This window comes from Bradyrhizobium sp. SZCCHNPS1003 (assembly GCF_032381555.1).
GTDB lineage: Bacteria > Pseudomonadota > Alphaproteobacteria > Rhizobiales > Xanthobacteraceae > Bradyrhizobium.
Window position 1 is genome coordinate 96527 of the sequence record NZ_JAUHIU010000022.1, and the last position, 23189, is coordinate 119715.

Sequence of the window (23189 nt, forward strand, 5' to 3'; positions counted from 1 at the left end):
ACCTCGTGTTGTCCGGAAGCCATCATTGGTACACAATGCATTTTCCGAGAGCTGGCAAACCCTGAGTCCTCAAGAAAAGACCGGCTGGAGGCTTGCCTGGGCCGTAGAGCCATCCTGCACACAAGCGGCTGAGCTTCGCTATTGCGAAGTCCCGCCCAGTCTAACTGAGGGAGTGTCAGTCAAACTCCCCCGTCAGATAACGACCTTCCGCCACTTGCAGCGCATGATCGTCTCGGTGTTGCCGGATGGATTGATGTCGGTGCCGACAATGACCGTGCCATCGGCGGCGACGCCGTTGTGCCGGCCTGAGATATTAATCCGGAAGCAGTCGGCGGACAGGGATCGATCGCATACCAGTGGCCGCAGTCTGGCGAACCGCGTTCTGACGCGGGAAGCAGGACAACGTGAGAGTGTTGCCCCCGCAACAGCCGCCTTTTGCGGGTCGACGTGGAGAGCAGAGTACAGATTCTGTGACGAGTGCAGTTAACGCAAGGAGGCCTTGCGGTAGCGTAAGCTTCCCCGGCTGCGCTATTTCAGCGTCGACAGATAGGCGACGACGTCGGCCCGCTCCTTCGCGTCCGCCAATCCCTTGAAATACATCTTGACGCCGTGAACGTCCCCGCGCGGATCGGCGATATAGGCATCCAGCGCGGTCGTGGTCCAAGGCGCGTTGTTTTTTTTCATGCCCTCGGAGTAGGCGTAGTCCGGTACAGCCGCCGGTTGCCGTCCGACGATGTTCCAGAGGCTCGGGCCGACCTTGTTGATGCCTATCTCGGCAGAGTGGCAATTCTGGCAGATGCGCTGGAAGATGCCCTTCCCAGCGACGGGATCTCCATCCAGCGCCTGGGCGCTCGACGCCAGACTTGCGAGAACAACGACAAGAGCGATGCGGCGGAGCATGCGAATCCTTCCCTTTTGATCCGGAGCGGGCGCGGGCCAGCCCCGCGGCCAGGCCGGTGAGCAGATCGGTGCAGATGATCTGACGACAGCCCGGCCCAAGTCCTTGTTCTGGATCAAGCCGCGCAGTTGCCGTTGCTGCTCAATTGGCTTAATCTTCTAAAAAAACGAACGATCACCAACACGAAACCCAAGTGTCGTTCTGGGAGGTGCCCGGTGGGAGACGCCGATCCTCGGCCCGCGCGTCCGTCTGGCGTGATTGCGGCGAAGTCGAAGGCTGCGACGGAGGCCGCCGCGGCGGCCGACATCTGCGGCCAGTTGCCGGCTGACGGCTTGGCCATGGTGCTGATCTTCCTGTCGCCCCACTACGACCCAAACGCGTTCATGGCGGAAGTGACGACCCGTCTCGCAGACATCCCCGTGTATGGTTGTACGACGGCTGGAGAGCTGTCGCCCGATGGCTGGGACGACAACAGCGTCGTCGCTCTCGGCTTTGCCGCCGATGATTTCACGGTATTCGCACAGCCCATCTTCGGGCTGTCGGGCTTCCGCGTCGACGAGGGCCGCCGCCTTGGCGTCCAGTTGAGGCAGGATCTGTCGCGGCACGGCGGTCGCGACGATGACGGCGTGTTCGGGCTCGTCCTGATCGACGGCATGTGCCAGCGCGAAGAGGCGATCATGTCGGCGATCTATGCGTCGCTCGACAATATCCCCTTGGTCGGCGGGTCGGCCGGCGATGGTCTGCGCTTCGAGCGCACCTGGGTCTTTCACGACGGCAAAGCGCATACGGACATGGCGGTGCTGATCCTGATCAGGACGTCATTGCCGTTCCGGCTGTTCAAATGTGACAATTTCGAGCCGACCTCGACCAAGATGGTGGTGACGGAGGCCGATCTCGAACAGCGTATCGTCAAGCAGCTCAATGCCGAGCCGGCGGCGGAGGAATATTGCCGCGCGGTGGGCATCGCGGATTCCGAGCTCGACCCGTTCCTGTTTGCAGCCCATCCGGTGCTGGTGCGCGTCGGCGGCTCCTATTTCGCGCGCTCGATTCAGCGCGTCAGCCCTGACGGCTCGCTGCGGTTCTTCTGCGCGATCGACGAAGGAATGGTGCTGACGGCGGCAAGGTCGCGCAACTCCGTGGCCGCCGCCCGCGAGATGCTGGCCGAGGTTCGAGACGACATCGGCGAGGTCTCGATCTTCATCGGTTTCGAGTGCATCCTCCGTCGTCTCGACGCTGAGCAGCATCAGTTCGCGCGGGAAATGTCCGAGCTCTATCGCGATAACCGGATCGTCGGGTTCCATACCTATGGCGAGCAGTACGGTTCGATGCACGTCAATCAGACGCTGACCGGCGTCGCGATCGGCAAGCGTCCAGGGGCGCAGCAATGACTGTTGCCGGGTCTCCGGAAGACCTGCAGCGCGAGGCGGCCAAGCTCAGGAAGATCAATGCCGCACTGATGTCCCGGGTCGAGCGCTCGATGGACCAGCAGTTCAATGCGTTCTCACTGTTCGAAACGGCGATCGCACTCGATCAGCAGGTGCGCGAGCGGACGCGGCAGCTGCGCGATGCGCTGCGTTCGATCGAAACGGCCAACAAGGACCTGTTTCGCGCCAAGCAGCAGGCCGAAGCGGCCAGCTCCCTGAAATCCTCGGTTCTCATCTCCGTCACGCATGATCTGCTTCAGCCACTCAACGCGGCGCGGCTGACGCTGTCGACCTTGGCGGACGAAGTCTCGTCCGATCGTGGCACAGCCATGGTCGGCCAGGTCGACCATTCGCTGGCCATGCTGGAAGATCTGCTGCGGTCCCTGCTGGAGATTGCCAAGCTCGATGCCGGAGCCCTGCGGCCCGACGTGAGGCCCGTTCTGATCTCGAGCCTGTTCGAGCCGCTCGAACGCGAATTCGCCCCGATCGCGGCCAAACGCGGGTTGTCCTTGCGCATTTGTCCCTGCTCGGTCGCGGTGGTCTCGGATGCTATGATGCTGCGGCGCATCTTGCAGAATCTCCTCGCGAACGCTCTGCGCTACACGCGGCGAGGCGGCGTCGTCATGGGATGCCGGCGCGGACCGGGGGCAAGCCGGGTTCGGATCGAGGTCTACGATACCGGCCCTGGCATTCCCAAGCCGCAGCAGGAGGCGATCTTCCTCGAATTCCAGCGCGGTCATTCGAGCGCCGAGGACCAGGCCGGCTTTGGGCTCGGCCTGTCGATCGTCCGTCGCTTCGCCAATGCATTGGACCATGAAGTCAGGCTGGCTTCGCGGGTTGGCCATGGATCCACATTCAAGCTCGCGCTCGACCGGGCAGACCCGGCAGCCGTACCGCCGGATCCGCATCCTGCTGAGCACGTCGAGCACGATTATGGCGGGCTCGAAGGCGCCAAGATCCTGTTGATCGAAAACGACCTGGCCACCGCCGATGCCATGGTCGGTCTGCTGGAAAAATGGGGCTGCGACGTCGTGGCCACGGTCTCGTCGAAGGACGCGCTGCGGCGCCTGAGTGCGCTCGGGGCGGCCCCCGAGGCGATCATCGCCGATCTTCACCTGGATGGCGACGAGAGCGGGCTTGCCGCCATCCGGGACATCCGGCAATTCCTCAGCCGAGATGTTGCGGCCATGATCGTCACCGCTGACTATTCCGAAGATGCAGCCAGGGAAGCGAGCCAATACGGGCTCGAGATCCTGACCAAGCCGGTCAGGCCTGCGGAGCTTCGCGCGCTGTTGTCGTTCCTGCTGTCATGAGCGCGTCAACGCCGCTCGCCCGCGCCGGCATGCGTGGCCCGCTGATGAGGTTCACGAAGTCGATCTTTTCCATCTCGATGATGGCCTTGGTCCGGCTCATCACGCGGAGCTTTCGCAGGATCTCAGAGACGTGGACCTTCACTGTCGTCTCGCAGATCCCGAGCTCGAAGGCGATCTGCTTGTTCTGCAGTCCGCGGCGGATCAGGTCGAGCACGCGCAGCTGCTGCGGCGTCAGCTCGTGAAGACGCTTCAGGAGATCTTGAGCGGGAAGTCGGCCACGGCGCACGCCGGCGCAGAGGGAGCCACCTTCAACGTGGACCTCGCCGCGCAGCACCGCCTTGATCGCGTCGGCCAGTTGCTGCTTCGAGGTTGATTTCGAGATGTAACCGGAAACACCCAGCGCGAGAACATGGGCGACGAGGCGCGGGTCCTGATGCGCGGAAACCACCAGGATCGGTGTGCGCGGCGCGGTCTTGCGAATGCGGATCACGCCGGAGAGCCCGGTCGTTCCGGGTGTTGAGAGGTCGAGCAGGATCAGGTCGAATCTCGGAGGCGATGACAGAAGATCGACGGCCATGTCGATGGATGTTGCCTCGCGCATCTCGGCATCAGCCAGAGCGGCGCGGATCGCACTCTCCAGCGCCTCGCGAAACAGCGGATGGTCCTCGACGATGAGCAATCGAGCCACGTGCCTGTCACCCCCCGGCCGGATCGGAGATCCGGTTTGTTCATTGTCGCGGATCCGACATTCAAACCAGTGCGCGCGCTGCGTCTTCGAAAGAACGTCAGGGCCGGAGCACCAGCGATAGCGCGTCGGTCGGCCTCAATCAACGACCAAGACGCCATCAACGGTGCGACGCCTGCGGCGGCCGTCACCTCCTGCAGCGCAGCAATAGCGCTACGGGTGCTTTCTGCGCGAGGCGTTGCGCGATCCCTGGCGGTCGGTCGGAACGGGCGGCGCGATCTTGCCGATCTCGATAACGGCCTTGTTGCGGCTGAACAGGCGGAGTTTTCTCAGGATCTCCGTGATGTGCGCCTTGACGGTCGACTCCGCGAGTTGAAGCTCGCCCGCGATTTCCCGGTTCTGGTAGCCACGCCTGATCAGGTCGAGGACGCGAAGCTGTTGCGGGGTCAGCTCCTCGAGGCGCGCCTGCAGCGCGCGGGCGGAGCCGTGGCCGTGGCGCTCGGCCACGGGCACGAAGTCCTTCGGGACCGAGATCGAGCCGCTGAGCACGCGCTCAATCGCGGACGTCAGCTCACGCTTCGAGGTCGACTTCGGCAGATAGCCGGCGGCGCCGAGCGAAAGCGCCTCGCGCACGACGTTGAGGTCTTCATCACTCGAGACGATCGCGACCGGAAGCCGGGGATGCGTGGCACGAAGCCGCAGGAAGCCCGAGAAGCCCACGGCATCGGGCAGCGTCAGGTCGAGCAGCGCCAGGTCGATGTCGGGTTCTAGCGCGAGGGTGTTGAGCGCATCGGCAATCGACAGCGCCTCGAAGATCTCGGCGTCAGGATGCGCCAGACGCACCGCATTGCCGAGGGCTTCGCGAAACAGCGGATGATCGTCGATGATCAGAAAGCGCGTCATGTCCGCCCCCCCTCACTTGCCCCCTGTACGCGCCGGGTGATCCGGCAGATCGAGCGGCCGGTGTCCGCCTCCTTCAATTGGCCGTTTCGGACGACTGCACGGTCCGCAGGAACGCATAGATGCTCTCGAACTGCTCGTCGGTAAAGACCTCCTTCCAGGCCGGCATGCCCTTGGACGGACGGCCTTCATGCACGGTGGTCCAAAACTTGTCGCGCATATCCTCGCCATAACGGGTCTGCAGCCGCCGCAGGTCGATCTTCCGTTCCGCCTGCACGGCGTCCGGTCCATGACAATGCGCGCAGGTGCCGTTGAAGATCTCCTTGCCGGCGCTGACCGCCTCGGTCTTGGAATCGCTCGCAGCAGCCGCGTCCGAAACCCTGATCACGGCCGCCTCGGCGACCGGCTGGCGGAGAAGCTGAGCAGGGCCGGCCAGCGAGGCCAGCTTGATTGGGCCAGGCAGCGCGCCGAGCCTGATCGGTGGTTCGTTCGGCAGCCCGTATTTGCCAGCCAGCTTGGCTATCAGCGGTGCGAGTTGCGGCAAGGCGGCGTCGATCTGATCGCGCAACTGCGTGGAGCTCTTGGCAAAGCCGATCGCGGCATCCCAGGACAGACCGTCGCCTTCGACCGGCTGGATCCTGAAGCTGCTCTCGTAGGTCGTCTTGTTCAGCCAGCCTGCAACCGGTCCCCAGACGAAGGCGACGTCGGCCTTGCCCTGTGCCAGCGCCGCCAAGCCTTCGTTCGGCGTCAGCACCGTCACCTTCTCGATGTCGTCGCGCTGGGCCAGCAGATTTTGCGGCGTGGTCTGGTATTGCACGGCGACGCGCTTGCCTCGGAGGTCGTCGATGCTGTGGACGACGAGCGTTCCGCGGCTGACAAGCGCGTAGGTCTCGGTCGCGATCTTCTTCGAGAAGATCACCGTCGGTCCCATGAAATCCGAGGACAGCGGCAGGCCGATCATCGCGTCGCACTGCTTGCCGAGCAGCGTCACGCGCACGGTTCGCTTGCCGAAATAGGATTTGTACCAGTCATACGTCACGGGCCGTCCGAGCTGCTGTGACAGCGCCTGGCCGACCTCGAGGTAGAATCCCGGCTGCGTTGGATTGTCGCTCGAGAATGGAAGATTGGTCGGATCCGCACAGAGCCGCAGCGGCTCTGCCTCGTTGGCCAGGCCCGCCGCCGACGATGCCAACAGGGTAGAGGCCATCAAGGCGGCGAGAGTCGTCGCACGTGCCGACAGTTCGGCGGCGGCCCGCCACTTCGAGCCAGTCTGACGGCGATTCAGGCGCATCCTCGATCCCTCGATCTTGTTATCTTGTTGGTATGGAGCGGCTCGGTCCCTCGCGGCCGAGCCATCTTCCTCCGCTTGATGCGGGTTGGCTGAGCGGCGCGCGTGTCCCGCGTCCGGGGACACGCGCAGCCGTCGCGAGCGTTGCGGCTATTGAACCGCGAACACGAACAGGGCGCCGCCTTCGGGAGCCGCGTTCGTCATCTTCTTGCCGATCTCGCCCAGGAAGGCCGGGATCGAGGCGGTGCGGCCGACGACGACGGCAACGTACTGCTTGCCGTCCACCGAATAGGTCACCGGACCGGCGCCGATGCCGGAGCCGAGATTCTTCTTCCACAGGATCTTGCCGGTCTTGGCGTCGATGGCGCGGAAGTCGCCGTGCAGATTGCCGGAGAACACCAGGCCGCCGGCGGTGCTGAGCGTGCCTCCGTTGAACGGAAGGTCTTCCTGGATCGACCACACCTTCTTGTTGTTCACGGGATCCCAGGCAATGAGCTCACCGAGGAACCCGCCGGGGCCTTCCTTGGTCGGGAATTCCGCACCGAGATAGAACACACCGCGCTTGTAGGAGACGTCGCTGACCGACCAGTCCATGCAGACATTGTTCGCCGGGATGTAGACCAGCCCGGTGTCCGGATTGTACGACATCGGCTGCCAGTTCTTGCCGCCGATCAGGTTCGGGCAGACGTCCTTGACGGGATGTCCAGGGCCCGGCCGTTTGTTCGGATCCTCGACCGCGCGCAACGTCGAGATGTCCCATTTCTGCGCCCAGTTGGCGAAGACGTACTTCTCGGCCGAGATCACCTTGCCGGTCTCGCGGTTGGCCACGAAGAAGAAGCCGTTGCGATCGGCCTTCATCAGCGTCGGGACAGCCGCACCGCCAACCTTGAGATCGGCGAGAATAGCCTCGTTGACGCCGTCATAGTCCCAGGCATCGGCAGGCGTCGTCTGGATGTGCCACTTGATCTTGCCGGTGTTCGGATCGAGCGCCAGCGTGGACGCCGTATACAGATTGGTCAGCTTGCCGAAATCGCCATTGCCGGTCGAGCGCACAGCGGTGTTCCAAGGACCGGGGTTGCTGGTGCCCCAATAGACCGTGTCGCTCTTCGGATCGTAGGAGCCGACCAGCCAGGCCGCGCCGCCGCCATGCAGGCCGGTGTCGCCCTTCCAGGTCTCGCTGCCGGGCTCGCCGGGCGCAGGCACGGTATAGGTCTGCCAGACCATTTTGCCGGAGTTGATGTCGTAGGCCTGCAGCGAGCCGCGCACGCCGTACTCGCCGCCGCCGAAGCCGGTGATGACCTTGTCGCGCACGACCAGCGGCGGCGAGGTGATCACCGAGCCCTGCTTGTAGTCGACCACCTTGGACGTCCAGAGCTCCTTGCCGGTGGCGGCATCGAGCGCGGTCAGCTTGCCGTCGAGCCGGCCGACGAACAGCTTGCCGTCGGCATAGGAGATGCCGCGGCTGTTCACGTCGCAGCAGGCATATTGCAGCGTATCGTCCGGAATGTCCGGCTCATAGGTCCATTTGCGCGCGCCGGTCGCGGCATCAAGCGCATAGACGTATTTCGGCCCCCACGACGTCGAGACGTAGAGCGTGTTGCCGATCACGATCGGCGAGGCCTCGTTCGAGCGTAGCGAGGCCAGCGAGAACGAATAGACCAGCGACAGCTTGCCGGCGTTCTCGGTGTTGATCTCCTTGAGCGGGCTGAACCGGGTGTTGCCGTAATCATGGCCCGCCATCGCCCAGGCCCCGGGCTCGCCGGCGGCCTTCAGCGCCGAGTCGTTGGCGCGGACGCCAAGCGTGCCGGCGACGAGGAAGGCAACCGTCGAGATGCCAGCCAAGAATCTCCTGCTCGTGAAATTCATCAGTTCCCTCCGCATATTTCTTTGTTGTGGCACGTGCGCGCCAAGCCCCAGATGTGCAGTCGCGCTGCAAGCATCGGGAGCGATTACAGCATCAGCTCTGCCAGGCTCTCATAGGCGGAAGGTAGTAGGCCGTGGGGCCGCCGTTGAACGTCGATTCTCCAGCAATTTCGCAGGCTTATGATGTCCGGACGCCAAATGTCCGACTTCAACACGATGGTCAATCGCGTGACCAAGGAAGCGGGTATCGACAAATTCACGATACGTGACTTGAGGCGCAGCTTACGCACCGTCGTGCCACGCGCGTCTACGTCCCATCGATAAAAAGCTCGCCGGCAATCTGGGCCATCAGCGCGGGAGCAGGGGTGGTCCGGCAGAGGGCAGCGGACGAGGCACTGACGACTGCACAGCCGATGACTGCGCCCTGGGTTGCGAGGGTTTATGCTGCGAGATCGGGGCCGCTAGCTGCTGGGACGGCGACGAAGGCGGGGTTGTCGACATTCTCTGCCTGATGTCGTCTGCGACAGCTTGCAGCGTCGCAATGCTCTGGGCCATCTGCTCTTGCTTGCCGGTGAGTTGCTCGACGCTGCGCCGCACGACATCGAGATTGAACGCCAGAGGCTCAAGCTGCTGCATCGGGTCCGGGACAGTTGCAGCAATGGCTGGCGACTTCGTCGTCGAGACGGATAACAACCAGCCCAGCGATGGAGCCCGGGCCACCACCTTGTCCCTTGCTGCGTTACCGTAGGACTGCCAGGCAAGGGTGGCGCCGATACCGATGAGAACTGCAATAACGAGCCGGGCAAGGGTGTGGAGTGTTCGCCTGCCAATCGACGGCCGGTCGCTCGCGATATTGTCGTCCTTGAGGCCGGAGGGGCGAGGAGAACGGCCAGGCGGTTTCATGGGCTTTCCAATCCGCGGATCGAATCGGGCGTTTGGATCGCGCGCAGGCCCGTCCCACGCATTCTCTACGAGAGGTATGCTTTGCGAGTACATAAGTAGCTCCTTCCTGACTATTCACGGATCGTGATCGCGAGCTGAGCCTGCGCGACGAGTTTCAGCACAATCAGTCTCAGCAATGTCGATTTTCCGGACCCGTTCCGATTGTTCCGGGGCGTGAAGCCAGGGTCGACTGGCTTGATGCCTTGGTCATCACGGCATGGCGATAGACGGTTTCGATTCCTTTCCCGAAGGCGTCGACGGAATACTGCGTCGTTGCGCGAATCCGGGCGGCATGGCCCATGCGCCAGCGCCGCTCCGGATCGCGGAGCAATGTCTCGATTGCTTCCGCCAACCGAACATGATTGCCAGGTGGAACGGTGATGGCCTCGATGCCGTGGCGCGCCACGCGTGGAACGGCCGTGTCAAGCCATGTATTGATGATCGGCCGTCCCGCCGCCATCGCTTCCAGTTGAGCGATGCCAAACGTTTCCGCATTGGTCACGGACGGCAGGACAAAGACGTCCGCTGTACACATGAGACTGGCGAGTTTGGCCTTCGGCGCGGAGCCGAGCAGGCGGACGCGATCTGCGACGCCGAGGCTATGAATCATTCGTTCAAGCCGCGCCCGTTCTGGACCCTCGCCGATGATCCAGACCTCAAAGCGGTGGCCGACCGCCGCTCGCACCAGCACATCGAAGCCCTTGTAGGGAACGAGTTGCCCGCAAGCCAGCACGAGCCGTCCACGATCGCGTTCGGCAGCGTCATTGTCGCGCGGCTCCGGCCAATCGTACTTCGAGGCATCGACGCCGAACGGAACGACGTGACATTTCTCAGCGAATTCCTGCAGCAGCGGGCTGCTGTACAGCAGAATGGCATTGGACACGATGATTGCGTCTGCCTGCCGCAGCGTCCGGCGCAACAGCGGCTTCATAAACCACCTCAGTCCGGCATGCGAAACGATGTCCGCATGGTAGTGCACGACCAAAGGTCGATCGCGGCCCAACCCCAGGGCGAGCATGAGATCGGCGAGCGAAAACGGCGCATGAAGCGCGAGCAGATCGTGATCGGCGACCTGGCGCCACAACCGCAGCGGATAAGTCGGCGCGGCCGGAAGCGAACCTACATCGCCGAACGAGCGCACGCGCTCGATCGTTACGCCGTTCACGACGATGCGCCGTTGCCCGTTCGACTTGGAGCAGACCAGCACGCAGGCGGTGAACGCGTCTTTCAGTCCTGCGCATATGTCGCGGATCACCGACGGGGCTCCGCCGAACAGGTCGGGATAGCAGTCATTGAAGATGTGAAGCACCGAGAGGCGCCGAGAGGGAGCGAGCATGGCCGAACTCTCCATGACTGAGCGCCTCTTTTATATGTGGGAAAATTTCACACGTCAATTGATCTCGACGGAAAAGTGGGATTGTATCCCACGGGACTCGCCGCTACAATTTCGCCATGAACGCCAAATCCCGGAGATCGAAGTCGGCTTCGCATCAGCCGATTGCGGCGGCGAGCCTGCGCGCGCCCTTGGCGCGCCTGCTGCGCCCGCTGGTGCGGCTATGCATCCGCGGCGGAATGACATTTCCTGAGCTGGCTCAGCTGTTGCGAGAACTCTTCGTCAATGTTGCCGAGCACGACTTTGCCCTGGAGGGAAAGGAGCAGACCGACAGCCGCGTGAGTCTGCTCACCGGAATTCACCGCAAGGAGGTTGCGCGGCTGCGCGGCGCCGGTGCGCCGGTCAATGAAACGCCTGCCACTCTGTCGCTGACCAGCGCGATCATGGCACGCTGGCTCGCCGCTCCGGAGTTCACGGACGCGAACGGCGATCCGCTGCCCTTGCCGCGCATGGCCAGTGGCGATGCGCCCTCGTTCGAGCAGCTCGTTAGTTCGATCACGAAGGATGTCCGCCCGCGCGCAGTGCTGGATGAATGGCTGGACCGCGAACTCGTGACCATCAACGGCGACGAAGAGATCGTGTTGGTGGACACCGGCTTCGTTCCGCGCGGCGACGACGAGCGCAAATGGCACTATCTCGGCCGCAACCTGCATGATCATATCGCGGCAGCCGCCGAAAACGTATCCGGGCCAGCACCCCGTTTCCTCGAACGCGCGGTGCACTATGACGGCCTTTCGGCCAAGCTCGCAAAACGTCTCGAAGGGCGTTCGCGCGAACTGGCCATGGACGCCCTGAAGATCGCCAACCGGGAAGCAAACCGCGCGCTCGCCAGGGACAAGGGCGGCGACCACCGCTGGAATTTCGGCATCTACATTTACAGCGAAGGTCCGGACGACGCGGCGAATGGTGATGCTGACGAAGGCGGCTCGTCATGACCAAGCAGCCCGTCATCTCGCGCCGCTCGTTGCTTATGGGACTCTGGCTTGCCGGATCGTCCTCCGCCTGGGCGCAGGTGCGCCGCGGCAGCGATCAGGGTATCGGCGGCACCGGTATCACGCGTGGCCACGATCAGGGCATCGGCGGCACCGGCATTGTTGGCGTCATTCAGCGTTTCGGCAGCATTTTCGTCAACGGCCAACGCATCAGCTATGCGCCGAACGTCCCGGTGCGGATCGATGGCGAACCGGTATCGGCGAAGGCGCTCAAGATCGGACATCTGGCCCGTGTGCTGGCGCTGCCGCAGGCGAACGGTTCGCTGATCACCCGCGGCGTCAACGTGGTCAGCGAGGTGATGGGGCCGATCGAAAGCGTCAGGGACGGCGAGATGACCGTGCTGGGCCAGCGGATCATAGCGGCCGGCCACGAAAGCTGGCGCCGTCCGGGCGCCAATGTCGCGGTCTTCGGGGTGCGCCGCATCGACGGCGTGATCGTCTCAAGCCTGGTCGAGCAACGCCTTAACGCGACAACGCGGGTTTCCGGACCACTCGAACGCGATCGCGGCGGCCTGCGAATAGGCGGGTTGCGACTCAACGGCGCCGATGCCGCACTCGTCGGGCAACGTGTTCAGGCTGAGGGACGCGTTACGCAAGGCGTGATGCAGATCTCGCGCATAAGGGCTGACAACCTTTCTGATTTCTTCGGCGCGAACCGTCTGTCGATCGAAGGCTATGTCCGCCGCGTCGGCAGCTATCTGCAATTCGGCTCGGGCTATGTCGCGCATGACAATAGTCGCTTCGCATCCTCAGGCAATGCCCGCGTGGTCGTGAACGCCACCTTTGACAGTTCCCGTGGCTTGCGGGTTGAATCCATCCAGTCCGTCAACAAATTTCCGGGTGACTCGATCCAAGGTACGAGATCCGAGCAAACTCCGGGTGCGACGCCCGGCGGCTCGGACGTCCCGGGCAGTGGCACTACTGTGCCAGGCGGCGGTCCTCCCGGGCTGGGCGGTGGCGGTCCTCCCGGCCTTGGCGGTGGCGGTCCTCCCGGCCTTGGCGGCGGCGGTCCTCCCGGCCTTGGCGGCGGCGGTCCTCCCGGCCTTGGCGGTGGCGGTCCTCCCGGACTTGGCGGCGGCGGTCCTCCCGGCCTGGGCGGCGGCAGTCCTCCCGGCCTTGGCGGCGGCCACGGCCGGCGATGAACAACGAAGATTTGGCAGAGCGGGCGAGAGGCGCGCGCTCGCAGCGTCGTCCAGCTTCGCTATGCGATTCATCGCGAGCAACTTGCGCTGCGAACAGCTAGCCCGAGTCGCGGATTCGCCCTCGAAAATTGGGATTTTGCGATTTTTTGGCGAGCTAAGTAATTGATCTGCAAAGGGTGGGGTGTTCGATTTCGGGCGAGAATGGTTGTCGTGAAGACCTCCCCGATTCCCAAGGGCGTGGCGATGCGGGTGGATTCGCCGCGCGATGTTTCTGCGACGCACGGAGCGACGAGCCCGCGGCTGAGCAGAATATGAACAACCGGACGGCGCTCGCAGCTCTGGCGAGCGCCGTCTCGCAGACAGTGCGACGACAGAAGATTGGCCGAGTTTCCGCTGATCGGCGGAGAGACGTTTGGTGAATCGAAGCGGATGCGGAGAGCACGCTATCTTGCCGGCGATGACAACTCGATTGAGACGTCGAGCGCGCTATTGTGTCTGTGTTGCCCCGCGATCCTGACGAGGACATGTGCGCCCGCTTGGCAGGCGGGGCTGAGCACGGACTCTCGGATGGACCACCAGATGTCATCACCGCGAGATCACGACGGAAGCCGGACCAATGCTATGCTGTCGACCGCTCGTGTGCAGCCGTGTAGTATCGAACAGAGGAGACGATCATGTCGAATAAGAAGGCGAAGAGACGCCCGATGTAAGCGTCCGGCCGCTGCACATGGCCTCAGATCTTGGCATGATCGGCCGGCTTCCAGCTCCACGGCAGCACGTCGCCGTTGTGAGCCATCGGACGCCGAACTTGGCAGTGTTTCCGCACGAACGAAAAGTGGACGTATCTGGTGCGCCGAGCCCGCAATGGCAAAATCACACAAGCCGTTCATTGAGATCGCTGGTGGGCCCCGCAGGACTCGAACCTGCAACCAGACCGTTATGAGCGGGCCTGCTTGCTCGAAGGTCTCGGAGAACATTGACGTTTTTCGTGGCGTCGCCTCACGAGCTTCCACGTTCGTTCACCCTGTAGCGGTGGTCAATCGGTGGTCGAATTCTGAGGGGCGGCGCACAACGTCGGTCGACGAGCCAATTAGCAGTAAGTAGGTCTCGGCTTGACGCTGCTCCCTTTCTCGGACGCTCTACGAGCACGCCTCCGTAATTATCACCACCAATCTTGCTTTCGGCGAATGGCTCAGCGTGTTCGGCGACGCCAAGATGATAACCGCGCTGCTTGGCCGGCTGACCCATCACTGCGACATCGTCGAGACCGGCAACGACGGTTGGCGGTTCAAAGGCCGAGACGACGATCACGCCACCATCTCGCCTCCGATATTCCAGTCGGCTCCGACAAGACGAGCGCTATCGCCAAAACCCGCCGCGCAAAGGGCGAAGATAGACACACCAGAGTAGTAAGGCCTAGAGTCGCATGGCGCCGAAATCTCAAAAACCCGCAACCCAATAGCAGGCGGGTCGAGGTTTGCGTCTTCATCGGGCCTGGGGCATCAGCTGCGTCTAGTATTCCAGATATCGGGCTCGGCTTCGGCTTGAGAGCGAAATTGGTCCCGTAACTCAATTGAAGCTAAAGGAATTTTAGTCCATCTCCGGCTTCTCGACCGAGCGCAAAAATGGAACAAAAACCCGAACAATCCGGGACTTCCGGTCCAAAAGTCCCAGAATAAGTCCCAGACTTGGATTCATCGTTCTTGGGAGGTTCTCGGCGCAACGGCCACCGCCCAAAGGGGCGGAGGCCGTGTTTTTCACGTCCTGGCTGGCCCGCAAGGCGGCCGATCGAGCAATGTTTCGTACACGCCGATTTTCCGTCGCAGCTCCCCGACTGCGTCAATGGAGGCGCCCATCGGGTACAGGGAGGGCGCCGATTTCAGGCTTTCGAGCCGGCGTCGTCTATCGGAAATTCGCGCACGCCAATTGTCGCAGAAGCCGCACATAGTGGCCTCGTCTGATTGGGTTTCGGATGTTCGAACTTCCCAAGCGGCGCGCTGGGGTCCCGTCGATCAGGCGATCTGCGGCGCGCAGACCAATTCAGCAGCTTTAAGCGGCCTCGGCGCGAGACCTGAACAGCTAGGGTCCATATATCCCATTTTGGGCGACGAAACAAACAATTCCCTGGGCTGCGCCTCCTCCGAGGACCCTTGTCGGCCCTCGATAGAGCCGCAAGTGCGGCCCCGGAAGCGCCGCTCGCTCTCTGACCGAGAACCGAACTGCGACGAGCTGATTGCGACGTATAGCCCGCGCACCCGCATCAAGCGTCCTCCCGATTGCGGGTCAACTTGCGTCAACCACGACTCGGTTATTCGAACATTTCTTGATCAACCGTGGCCGCGTGGGCGAAAGAGAAGAGCGTCGACCCGGCTAAACTCAAGGTGCGGTCGTAGCGCTCGATCCGAAGATTGTCGTGCCATGATGAGCCATCCATCATGATCTGATATTGGCCTAGAAGTGGGCGTTCTTAGCCTCGAGCCAGGTGCCATCGATGAGATGGAAATACACCCATAGTCCCTCCGAAGAAGGTCTCCGGCCCACGACCAAAAGCAGAAACCCCGAAAGATGGTGGGCGGATCGGTGGACCTTCTTGGCGAGGCTCGTCGGGTTGTTGGAGGAAGGGGTGTCAGTCAAGAGCATTGAATAGTAAGCGGTTTTCGAACCTTGGCTTATAAAACTACGGTCCTAGCTACGGTGCACGCGAGGGACCGTAGCTTCGACAACTGGGCATTTGCGTAATTCAAGCGAGCCGCGGGTCGGGCCGTCGAGAGCATGGATGAGAAGGGACGAGCACAGCAGGGCACCACACCTAGTCTAGTGATTGCAAAACGGCTCTTCCGGGACAAGTTGACACAAGACGTTTGCGGCGAAGCACGTTTCTAGCTCGCCGAGGCCTGTCGAACACACGGCGCGCGCCATCAATCAACGCGAATCGTCGAACGTCAATCTCGGAACGTGCGCGTATCAGAGAGCAGCTGCCTTGGCGAGAGCCTGCACGTATCTGGCGTAGTCGCTCTTGCCGAGCGCTGCCCCCAGCCGCTCCAGCTGCTTCTGCTCGATGAAACCCTGTTTGAACGCGATCTCCTCCGGACAGGCGATGCGAAAGCCTTGCCGTTTCTCCAGGGTCGCGACGAAGTCCGCGGCGGCCATGAGACTGTCGGGTGTTCCAGTATCCAACCAAGCGAAGCCGCGGCCCATTTGCTCAACAGCGAGCAGCCCTCGTTCCAAATAGACCCTGTTGACGTCGGTAATCTCAAGCTCCCCTCGCGCGGAGGGAACAATGCTGGCGGCAATTTCGACCACCTGGGGATCATAAAAATATAGCCCCGTCACGGCAAAGTTCGATTTTGGAGTTGCGGGTTTCTCTTCTATCGAAGTTGCTTGTCCTGTGCTGTCGAAGCCAACCACGCCGTACCGTTCGGGGTCGGCGACATGATAGGCAAAGACCGTCGCACCGAACCGGCGGCCAGCGGCCCTGACAAGCATGTCCGGCAGACCATGGCCAAAATAGATGTTGTCGCCCAAGATTAAGGCTGACGATTCGCCGCGCACAAAATCTGCCCCGATAATGAAGGCTTGAGCCAGGCCTTCAGGTTTGGGTTGCACGGCATAGGATAGCGTCAGTCCCCATTGCCCGCCGTCGCCCAGCAGGGACTGAAATAGCGGAAGATCGCCCGGTGTCGATATAATCAGTATGTCCCTGATACCCGCCAGCATCAATGTCGTTAGCGGGTAGTAGATCATTGGCTTGTCGTAAATCGGCAGGAGCTGTTTGGACACCACCAACGTCATGGGATAGAGGCGGGTGCCGGTTCCGCCAGCCAGAATGATGCCTTTCAAGATCTACTCCAAATTGGCGTGAGCGGGATCGCACAGGCGATCGAGGCAGATTCGCAAGGATTGCGATGAGTGAGGCAGGCGCAGCCCGAAGACAGAGTTCAATCTGTCGCAGTTCAGACGGGAATTCGCCGGCCTAACAGCGGCCGTCGGATAGTCCTTCGTCGAGATCGCCTCAACACGGGCTGGACAATCTCGTCTCGTTGCGAGGTCGAGGACGATGCGTCTGGCGAACTCGAACCAGCTCATTTCGTCAGGACCCGCCAGATGCGTGACGCCGCCATGACCAGACTGCCAGCCCGAACCCGCGATCTGCCGAGCGACGGCAATGATGGCATCGGCGATGTCGGGCGCGTAAGTGGGGCAGCCGATCTGGTCGTTGACGATACCCAATCGATCCCGTTGCCGGGCGAGCCGCATGACCGTCTTTACGAAATTGTTGCCATAGGGCGCGTAGACCCATGAAGTTCGCAAGATCAGGTAACGATCGGCGGCAGACGCCACCGCGACTTCGCCGGCGAGCTTCGATCGACCATATACGCTCTGCGGCGAAGTCGCGTCGGTTTCGACGTAAGGAGCCGGATTCTTGCCGTCGAAAACGTAATCCGTCGACAGATGGATGACGGGAACATCCAGTCGACTTGCTGCTGATGCGACCGCACCAGCTGCCTTGGAATTGATCGAGTAGGCCAGATCCGGTTCCGTCTCCGCACGATCGACAGCGGTATAGGCGGCAGGATTTACAACGATGTCTGGCGAGAACTCCGCCAAAGCCCTTTCAATCTGTTCGATGCGCAACAGGTCGAGGTCGGAGCGCGTGGAGCATCTGATCGTGATGTCGGGGTTCGCTGCGGCAGCTTCCCGCAATGATCGAGCGACCTGACCTTCGCTCCCAATAACATATAGACGCATCGTTCTGCTCAATGTCGACCAAGACCTAGTCGCTCGCCACGGTATACGTTTTCGCGCAGCGGCCTCCACCACGCGGGATGCTCGAGATACCATCTGACCGTCTTTTTGATGCCGCTTTCCAGAGTCTCCTCAGCGCGCCAACCCAGAGCCGTTTCGAGCTTTGTTGCGTCGATGGCGTAGCGCAAATCGTGACCCGGACGATCCTCAGTATAGGTGATCAAGCCGTCGTGCGAATGTGCGGGCCCACGCAGTTCGTCAAGGCATGCGCAGACTTGTCTTACCACCTCGATGTTGGAGCGTTCGTTGCGACCACCGACATTATAGGTCTCGCCTGGAACTCCTTTCTCGAGGATCAAGCCCAGCGCGCGCGCATGATCCTCGACAAACAGCCAATCCCGGACATTTAGACCATTTCCATACACCGGCAACGGCTCCCCATGCAGAGCGTTGAGGACCATCAACGGAATGAGCTTTTCAGGAAATTGATAGGGCCCATAATTGTTTGAGCAATTGGATACAATGACGGGCACGTCGTAGGTTCTGTGCCAGGCCTTTGCAAGATGATCGGACGCGGCCTTGGTCGCTGAATAGGGGGAACTCGGATCATATCGCGTAAGTTCGGTGAAAAGTCCGGTCTCTCCCAACGAGCCGTAGACTTCATCGGTCGAAACGTGAATGAACCGGAATCGATCGGCGAGCAGGGGATTATGGTCGAGATGGCGGCGCGTGGCCTCCAGCAGGGTGAAGGTGCCTACAACGTTTGTTTGGACAAATGCATTTGCGCCCGTAATCGACCTGTCGACGTGGCTCTCTGCTGCAAGATGAACGACTGCAGTCGGTCTATGCTTGATGAAAATCTTCTGCAGGGCATCGGCATCGCAGATGTCGGCCCTCTCGAACGCATAGTTGGGATGCTCGGCAACCAGCGCAAGCGAGGCCAAATTGCCGGCATAGGTCAATTTGTCGACGACAACGACCTTGAGGCCAAGGTCAAAAACAAAATGCCGACAGACCGACGAGCCGATAAATCCTGCTCCGCCCGTGACAAGAATGTGCATGTTCAGTGGTTCCCCAGCGCATTCTCGAAGGAAGAGAAAACGGAGAAGGGAGAGACAACGGAACTGAGTCGAGGATTCCGCTGATCCTTTTCAGACAAAATGGGCTCGCCTGCTAATCGCCAATCGATTGCAAGATCTGGATCATCCCAGGCGATCCCTCGCTCAAGATCCGGGGCCCAATAGTCGGTCACTTTATAAATAACCTCGACTGGTGCTTCCAAGGTCACATAGCCATGAGCGAATCCTGACGGTACCCATAGTTGCTTCCAGTTCGCCGCAGACAGCTCGATCGCTACATGACGTCCGTAGGTCGGAGATCCTCGCCGGATGTCCACGGCCACGTCCAAGATCGATCCTCCGACGCAACGAACGAGCTTGCCTTGGGCTTTGGGAGGCAGTTGAAAATGAAGTCCGCGCAGCACCCCGCGTTCGGCGGAGAAGACGTGGTTCTCCTGGACCAGATCGTCCATCACGCCGTGTGCCCTCAGATCATCCTTGCGGAAGGTCTCCGAAAAAAAACCCCGATGGTCACCACGCCTTGAGGGGACGATGAGAACAAGACCATCGATTTCGAAATGCTGAAAATCCATTTCACACCAAGCTCATTAGGTGCCAGCACCAGGAAGCTTCCGTCCGATCGCGCGACAATAGCGGGAAGCCGCATCTTTGCAAGGCGCGTCCAGTCGCGAGTGACCCGGCGCGCTTAAGGCCGAGCCCGCGCGCGGCATCTCGTTAGCACCGACAGCAGCACCACCAAACTGATGCCTGATCTGCTCATGGAAAAGAAAATTGGATTTTCGTCAGCTCGATAGGCTGCGGCTTTGCGACGCAGCTACGAGAACTCGCAGCAATGCTGTTCCAAATCTGATTGTCGTGCAATTTTCATTTGCAACCTCTGAATGCGTCGAGGTACTATCAACTTCAGGGCATCGTCCGTGAGCTCGGCGGAATCCTTAGCTTCGGATTCGTCTGATGGTGGGGATGTGAAGCTTGGAGAGTCGTTATGCAGCCTATCCTCGTTCATAAACCATTATGAATGCTGTGGTGGCAGCTCAGGAAGGCACGAATTCAAGTAACCAACGGTCAATAGTCACGATGATCTTCACCGCCAACGCAATGGTCCGACGGCAACATCACCAACAGGGACCAGAAGTGTCGCCGTATCCCCCAAATCGGTTATGGATCAGCTCGAAGAAAGGCGCGGCTGTCGTAGGCAAGGGGGGGGCGACATGAGGGTATTTGAACAATTCGTTCAAAATCTGACGACATGCGACAACGCGCATGAAATCGAGCGTCTATTGCGACAGACCTTGGATCAGTACGGCTTTCCATGTTTCGCTTATCTAAGCTTCACGCCGCGAGGTGACGAAGACGATACACTGGCAATGACGACGTATCCGAGTTCCTGGGTGGAGCGGTACTGTGCAAATCGGTACGACAGGATCGATCCGGTGATCGCCCGCTCGGTTACAACGACGCTTCCCTTCGCTTGGTCGGCTGATCGATTTGATGCAGGGCTGACCAACAGGCAGAAGGGGCTTCTAAAAGAGGCGAGCGAGTTCAACATTCGACGTGGTGTCACGATTCCGATCCATGATCGCCAGGGTAAAGTTGCCACACTCACGCTCTCGGCTGGCAATTCCCGTCCGGCGTTCGAATCCCAAGTCGAGAAATACCGCCATCAGCTGCATCTCATTGCGATCTACCTGTATGCGCAATTGCGTGACGTAACGCCATCGCCCACGTCATCGCCTCGCCCATACCTGACACAGCGCGAGAGGGTCTGCCTGCAATGGGCAGCTCGCGGAAAGAGCGCTTTGGACACAGCGGAAATCATAAACGTCAGCCGACGAACGGTTGTCTTTCACACCCAGAATGCCAAGCGCAAGCTCGGAGTTGCGACCGTGCAACAGGCGGTCGCCAAGGGACTGGCGTACGACATCATCAGCATGTAGCCGTTCGTCGAGCGGTCCGAAGTGCCGCGACCTTGGAGTGGCCGCGCCTGGGCTTGCAGATGCGCGTCTTGATAGCGTCGCTCTCCGTAGCGTCGCTCTTCGAGGTCACTTGGTGTCGCATCCGTCTATCGTGTCGGCACCACCCGTTGTGGCCGCGTCGGTGCATAGCGCAGCATGTTCGCGAGCCACCGACGCCGACTCTAGGGCAGTCCCCAAACACGGGATACCTGCAAAGGTAGACAGCTCGAGCTGATGTTGGCGCCGGGTCATACTCCAGCCTGACGGACGGCACGAGGACGCCAATGATACGAATTGTCACGAAGGACAATGCAGAACGCCACATCAGCGGTAGCGGCTTGTATCAAATGCATCGTCTTCGGAAGGCGGTCTTCAAGGACCGGCTCGGTTGGGACGTCATCGTAAGCGGCGAACTTGAGGTTGACGAATACGACGCCTTGCGGCCTCGCTATCTGCTCTCGCTGGACAGACACGGCATCCTGAACGGTTGCGTCCGCCTCCTGCCGACGACCGGTCCGAATATGCTTCGCGATATCTTTGCGTCCCTTGTGACCAAGGCAGCCGTGCCTCGCGGAGAACGCGTGTGGGAAGCCAGCCGATTTGCAGTGAGCGGGAACACCGGCGGCACTCAATCGGGCATATCACAAGCGACCTACGATCTGCTGATCGGAGTTCTGAAATTCAGTTTGTCGAACGGCATAAACACGATCGCTTGTGTTGTCGACGTGCGTATGGAGCGAGTCCTGCGGCGGGCTGGCTGGCGACTCGAGCGCCTCGGCCCCGCGCGCCGAGTCGGCAACACCATCGCCATGGCCGGACAGCTTGACGTGTCTACACAAATCCTTCGACAGCTTGAAGCGCGTGTGGGCCTCGCGCACGCAGCCGCGGCCTGATCGTGGGCGCACGACTGAAGTCATCCCCTAGTCGAGATCGGAGCACGAGACGTGAGTAACCCTTTCGATGATCAGGGCGGCACCTTCGTCGTCCTGCTCAATGACCAAGGTCAACATTCGCTCTGGCTCGCAGCTGCGGAGATTCCGGCCGGCTGGTCCGTGGTCTACGCACAGAACAGCCGCCGGGCCTGCATCGACTACATCGACACAAACTGGACGGACATGCTTCCGAGAGCCCGCGCTGATAGCCATCCGGCATAGCCGCAGACTCGATCATCCGTCTAAGGCATAATACATGGTTGGGGAAGCCGTGAACGCGATCAACGAACCTTCACAGGTATTGCCACTCTCCGCGGCTCAGACGGGCATGTGGTTTGCGCAGAAGTTCAGTTCGCCGGACTCGATATTCAATCTTGCGGAGTCCATAGAGATACACGGTCCGATTGATCCCCCGCTGTTCGAGGCGGCCTTGCGGCAAGCCGGGATGGAAGCGGAAACCGTGCGAGTGCGGTTCATCGAGCGAAGTGATGGAATTCGCCAGATGATTCCCCGCAGATTGGATACGACCTTTCCATTCATCGACGTTAGCTCCGAACCTGACCCGCGGGCGGCAGCAGAAAGCTGGATGATGGCAGAGTTGACTCAACCGGTCGATCTGCTGACAGGGCCGCTTTGGACCTGCGCATTGTTCAAGGCCGCGGCGGATCACTATTTCTGGTATCATCGCAGCCATCACATCGTCATGGACGGTTTCACCGGCGGGCTCTTCGCCCGGCGCGTCGCCGAGATCTACACGGCGCTCACCGAGGGACGCGCTCCCGAACAAGGTACTTTCGGTCCTTTGGCGCTTCTCCTCGAAGAAGAGACCGCGTATCGGAGCTCCGAACGATTTGCACGCGACCGCGAGTATTGGCTGAAGCACTTCGCCGATCGCCCGGTTGCGTTTAGTCTTGCCGATCAGCGAAGGCAAAATGTCGGTGGCCTTCTCCGCCAGACGACCCATCTCGGTGCTGGAAGCGTGAAGGCGATGCGCGCAACGGCGCAGGCCAGCGGCGCAAGTCTCCCACAGATCATGATCGCCGCGATCGCAGCCTATCTCTATCGCGTGACAGGTATTGACGATTTGGTCGTTGGCCTGCCGGTTGCCGCCCGGCCCAAGGGACGGCTGCGGCGTGTTCCCGGCATGGTTGCCAACGCCGTGCCGCTACGTTTGGCGATGAGTCCGAGCATGAGCGCGACGGCACTCATTCGCGATGTGGGAAGGCAGGTCCGCGAAGCGATTCGACACCAGTCCTACAGATACGAGGACCTCAGGCGGGACCTTAGCCTGCTTTCCACCAACGGGCACCTTTTTACCACTGTCATCAATATCGAGCCATTCGACTACGACCTCCGGTTCGGCGGCCATTCCGCAACGACTCACAACCTCTCCAATGGCTCGGCCGACGACCTCGCAATTTTCGTCTACGACCGTGGAGATGGAAAAGGGCTTCGAATTGATTTCGACGCCAATCCCGCCCTTTACACCTCGAACGATCTCGCCTTTCACCAGCAACGTCTCGTGAGGTTGGTCGAGGCAATCGCACACGATCCCAGTCGGCCGATTGGCGCAATCGACATTCTCGACGCGGCGGAGCGGCGTCGGGTGCTGGCGGAGTGGAATGACACGGTGCGCG

Annotated in this window: 19 protein-coding genes and 1 pseudogene; 9 read left to right on the plus strand and 11 right to left on the minus strand. The window is 61.2% G+C overall.

The window, feature by feature from the left end; genetic code table 11:
* Nucleotides 1-528: 528 nt before the first annotated feature.
* Nucleotides 529-900, minus strand: a complete 372-nt coding sequence (locus tag QX126_RS29235) for a c-type cytochrome (RefSeq protein WP_315785562.1) — start codon at nucleotides 898-900, stop codon at nucleotides 529-531.
* A 213-nt stretch (nucleotides 901-1113) separates the two neighbouring features.
* Between QX126_RS29235 and QX126_RS29240 the strand changes: the two genes are divergently transcribed.
* Together QX126_RS29240 and QX126_RS29245 are read left to right on the plus strand one after the other, a co-directional pair.
* Complete coding sequence (locus QX126_RS29240) at nucleotides 1114-2286, plus strand: FIST N-terminal domain-containing protein (RefSeq protein WP_315785564.1); 1173 nt, start codon at nucleotides 1114-1116, stop codon at nucleotides 2284-2286.
* The gene (locus QX126_RS29245; protein WP_315778457.1) at nucleotides 2283-3635 is read left to right on the plus strand and encodes a hybrid sensor histidine kinase/response regulator; all 1353 of its coding nucleotides are present in this window, start codon (nucleotides 2283-2285) and stop codon (nucleotides 3633-3635) included. The genes QX126_RS29240 and QX126_RS29245 overlap by 4 nt, the downstream gene beginning before the upstream one ends.
* On the opposite strand, the gene QX126_RS29250 is transcribed toward QX126_RS29245, so the two are convergent.
* The 6 genes from QX126_RS29250 to QX126_RS29275 form a co-directional block, all read right to left on the minus strand.
* Complete coding sequence (locus QX126_RS29250) at nucleotides 3589-4323, minus strand: response regulator transcription factor (RefSeq protein WP_315785566.1); 735 nt, start codon at nucleotides 4321-4323, stop codon at nucleotides 3589-3591. The two genes, QX126_RS29245 and QX126_RS29250, sit on opposite strands and share 47 nt — an antisense overlap.
* A gap of 210 nt (nucleotides 4324-4533) precedes the next feature.
* Entirely contained in the window at nucleotides 4534-5223 is a 690-nt protein-coding gene (locus QX126_RS29255; RefSeq protein WP_315785568.1) for a response regulator transcription factor, read from the minus strand.
* Nucleotides 5224-5296: 73 nt separating this feature from the next.
* Nucleotides 5297-6511 carry a c-type cytochrome gene (locus tag QX126_RS29260; protein ID WP_315785571.1) on the minus strand — a complete coding sequence of 405 codons (1215 nt, stop codon included), beginning with the start codon at nucleotides 6509-6511 and terminating at the stop codon, nucleotides 5297-5299.
* Nucleotides 6512-6658: 147 nt separating this feature from the next.
* The gene (locus QX126_RS29265) at nucleotides 6659-8350 is read right to left on the minus strand and encodes a PQQ-dependent methanol/ethanol family dehydrogenase (RefSeq protein WP_409999131.1); all 1692 of its coding nucleotides are present in this window, start codon (nucleotides 8348-8350) and stop codon (nucleotides 6659-6661) included.
* Between the two features lie 369 nt (nucleotides 8351-8719).
* Complete coding sequence (locus tag QX126_RS29270; protein ID WP_315785576.1) at nucleotides 8720-9274, minus strand: hypothetical protein; 555 nt, start codon at nucleotides 9272-9274, stop codon at nucleotides 8720-8722.
* A gap of 169 nt (nucleotides 9275-9443) precedes the next feature.
* Nucleotides 9444-10664 (minus strand): glycosyltransferase, encoded by a 1221-nt coding sequence (locus QX126_RS29275; protein WP_315785579.1) that lies wholly within the window; start codon nucleotides 10662-10664, stop codon nucleotides 9444-9446.
* A gap of 101 nt (nucleotides 10665-10765) precedes the next feature.
* Between QX126_RS29275 and QX126_RS29280 the strand changes: the two genes are divergently transcribed.
* The 3 genes and pseudogenes from QX126_RS29280 to QX126_RS33630 all read left to right on the plus strand — a co-directional run.
* Nucleotides 10766-11641, plus strand: a complete 876-nt coding sequence (locus QX126_RS29280) for a DUF6502 family protein (RefSeq protein WP_315714183.1) — start codon at nucleotides 10766-10768, stop codon at nucleotides 11639-11641.
* Nucleotides 11638-12840, plus strand: a complete 1203-nt coding sequence (locus QX126_RS29285; RefSeq protein ID WP_315785582.1) for a hypothetical protein — start codon at nucleotides 11638-11640, stop codon at nucleotides 12838-12840. The genes QX126_RS29280 and QX126_RS29285 overlap by 4 nt, the downstream gene beginning before the upstream one ends.
* A 1137-nt stretch (nucleotides 12841-13977) precedes the next feature.
* Nucleotides 13978-14250: pseudogene (locus QX126_RS33630) on the plus strand (ATP-binding protein); the annotation flags it as partial.
* Nucleotides 14251-15804: 1554 nt separating this feature from the next.
* Here QX126_RS33630 and rfbA read toward each other — a convergent pair.
* From rfbA to rfbC, 4 genes are read right to left on the minus strand one after another with little or no spacing between them, the layout of a single operon-like run.
* Nucleotides 15805-16680 carry a glucose-1-phosphate thymidylyltransferase RfbA gene (gene rfbA, locus QX126_RS29295; protein WP_315778449.1) on the minus strand — a complete coding sequence of 292 codons (876 nt, stop codon included), beginning with the start codon at nucleotides 16678-16680 and terminating at the stop codon, nucleotides 15805-15807.
* Between the two features lie 3 nt (nucleotides 16681-16683).
* The gene (rfbD, locus tag QX126_RS29300) at nucleotides 16684-17589 is read right to left on the minus strand and encodes a dTDP-4-dehydrorhamnose reductase (RefSeq protein WP_315785584.1); all 906 of its coding nucleotides are present in this window, start codon (nucleotides 17587-17589) and stop codon (nucleotides 16684-16686) included.
* 8 nt (nucleotides 17590-17597) lie between these two features.
* The gene (gene rfbB, locus QX126_RS29305; protein ID WP_315785587.1) at nucleotides 17598-18647 is read right to left on the minus strand and encodes a dTDP-glucose 4,6-dehydratase; all 1050 of its coding nucleotides are present in this window, start codon (nucleotides 18645-18647) and stop codon (nucleotides 17598-17600) included.
* Between the two features lie 2 nt (nucleotides 18648-18649).
* Nucleotides 18650-19237, minus strand: coding sequence for a dTDP-4-dehydrorhamnose 3,5-epimerase (gene rfbC, locus QX126_RS29310; protein ID WP_315785590.1), 588 nt, complete (start codon nucleotides 19235-19237; stop codon nucleotides 18650-18652).
* A gap of 639 nt (nucleotides 19238-19876) precedes the next feature.
* Between rfbC and QX126_RS29315 the strand changes: the two genes are divergently transcribed.
* From QX126_RS29315 to QX126_RS29330, 4 genes are all read left to right on the plus strand, one after another.
* A complete protein-coding gene (locus tag QX126_RS29315; protein WP_315774297.1) occupies nucleotides 19877-20602 on the plus strand; it encodes a LuxR family transcriptional regulator in 726 nt (241 codons plus the stop codon).
* Nucleotides 20603-20904: 302 nt separating this feature from the next.
* Nucleotides 20905-21513: an acyl-homoserine-lactone synthase gene (locus QX126_RS29320; RefSeq protein WP_315785593.1), complete on the plus strand. Its 609-nt coding sequence runs from the start codon at nucleotides 20905-20907 to the stop codon at nucleotides 21511-21513.
* Between the two features lie 51 nt (nucleotides 21514-21564).
* The gene (locus QX126_RS29325; RefSeq protein WP_315774298.1) at nucleotides 21565-21774 is read left to right on the plus strand and encodes an MbtH family protein; all 210 of its coding nucleotides are present in this window, start codon (nucleotides 21565-21567) and stop codon (nucleotides 21772-21774) included.
* A 49-nt stretch (nucleotides 21775-21823) separates the two neighbouring features.
* On the plus strand, nucleotides 21824-23189 hold a 1366-nt coding region (locus QX126_RS29330), incomplete at its 3' end, for a condensation domain-containing protein (RefSeq protein ID WP_315733676.1).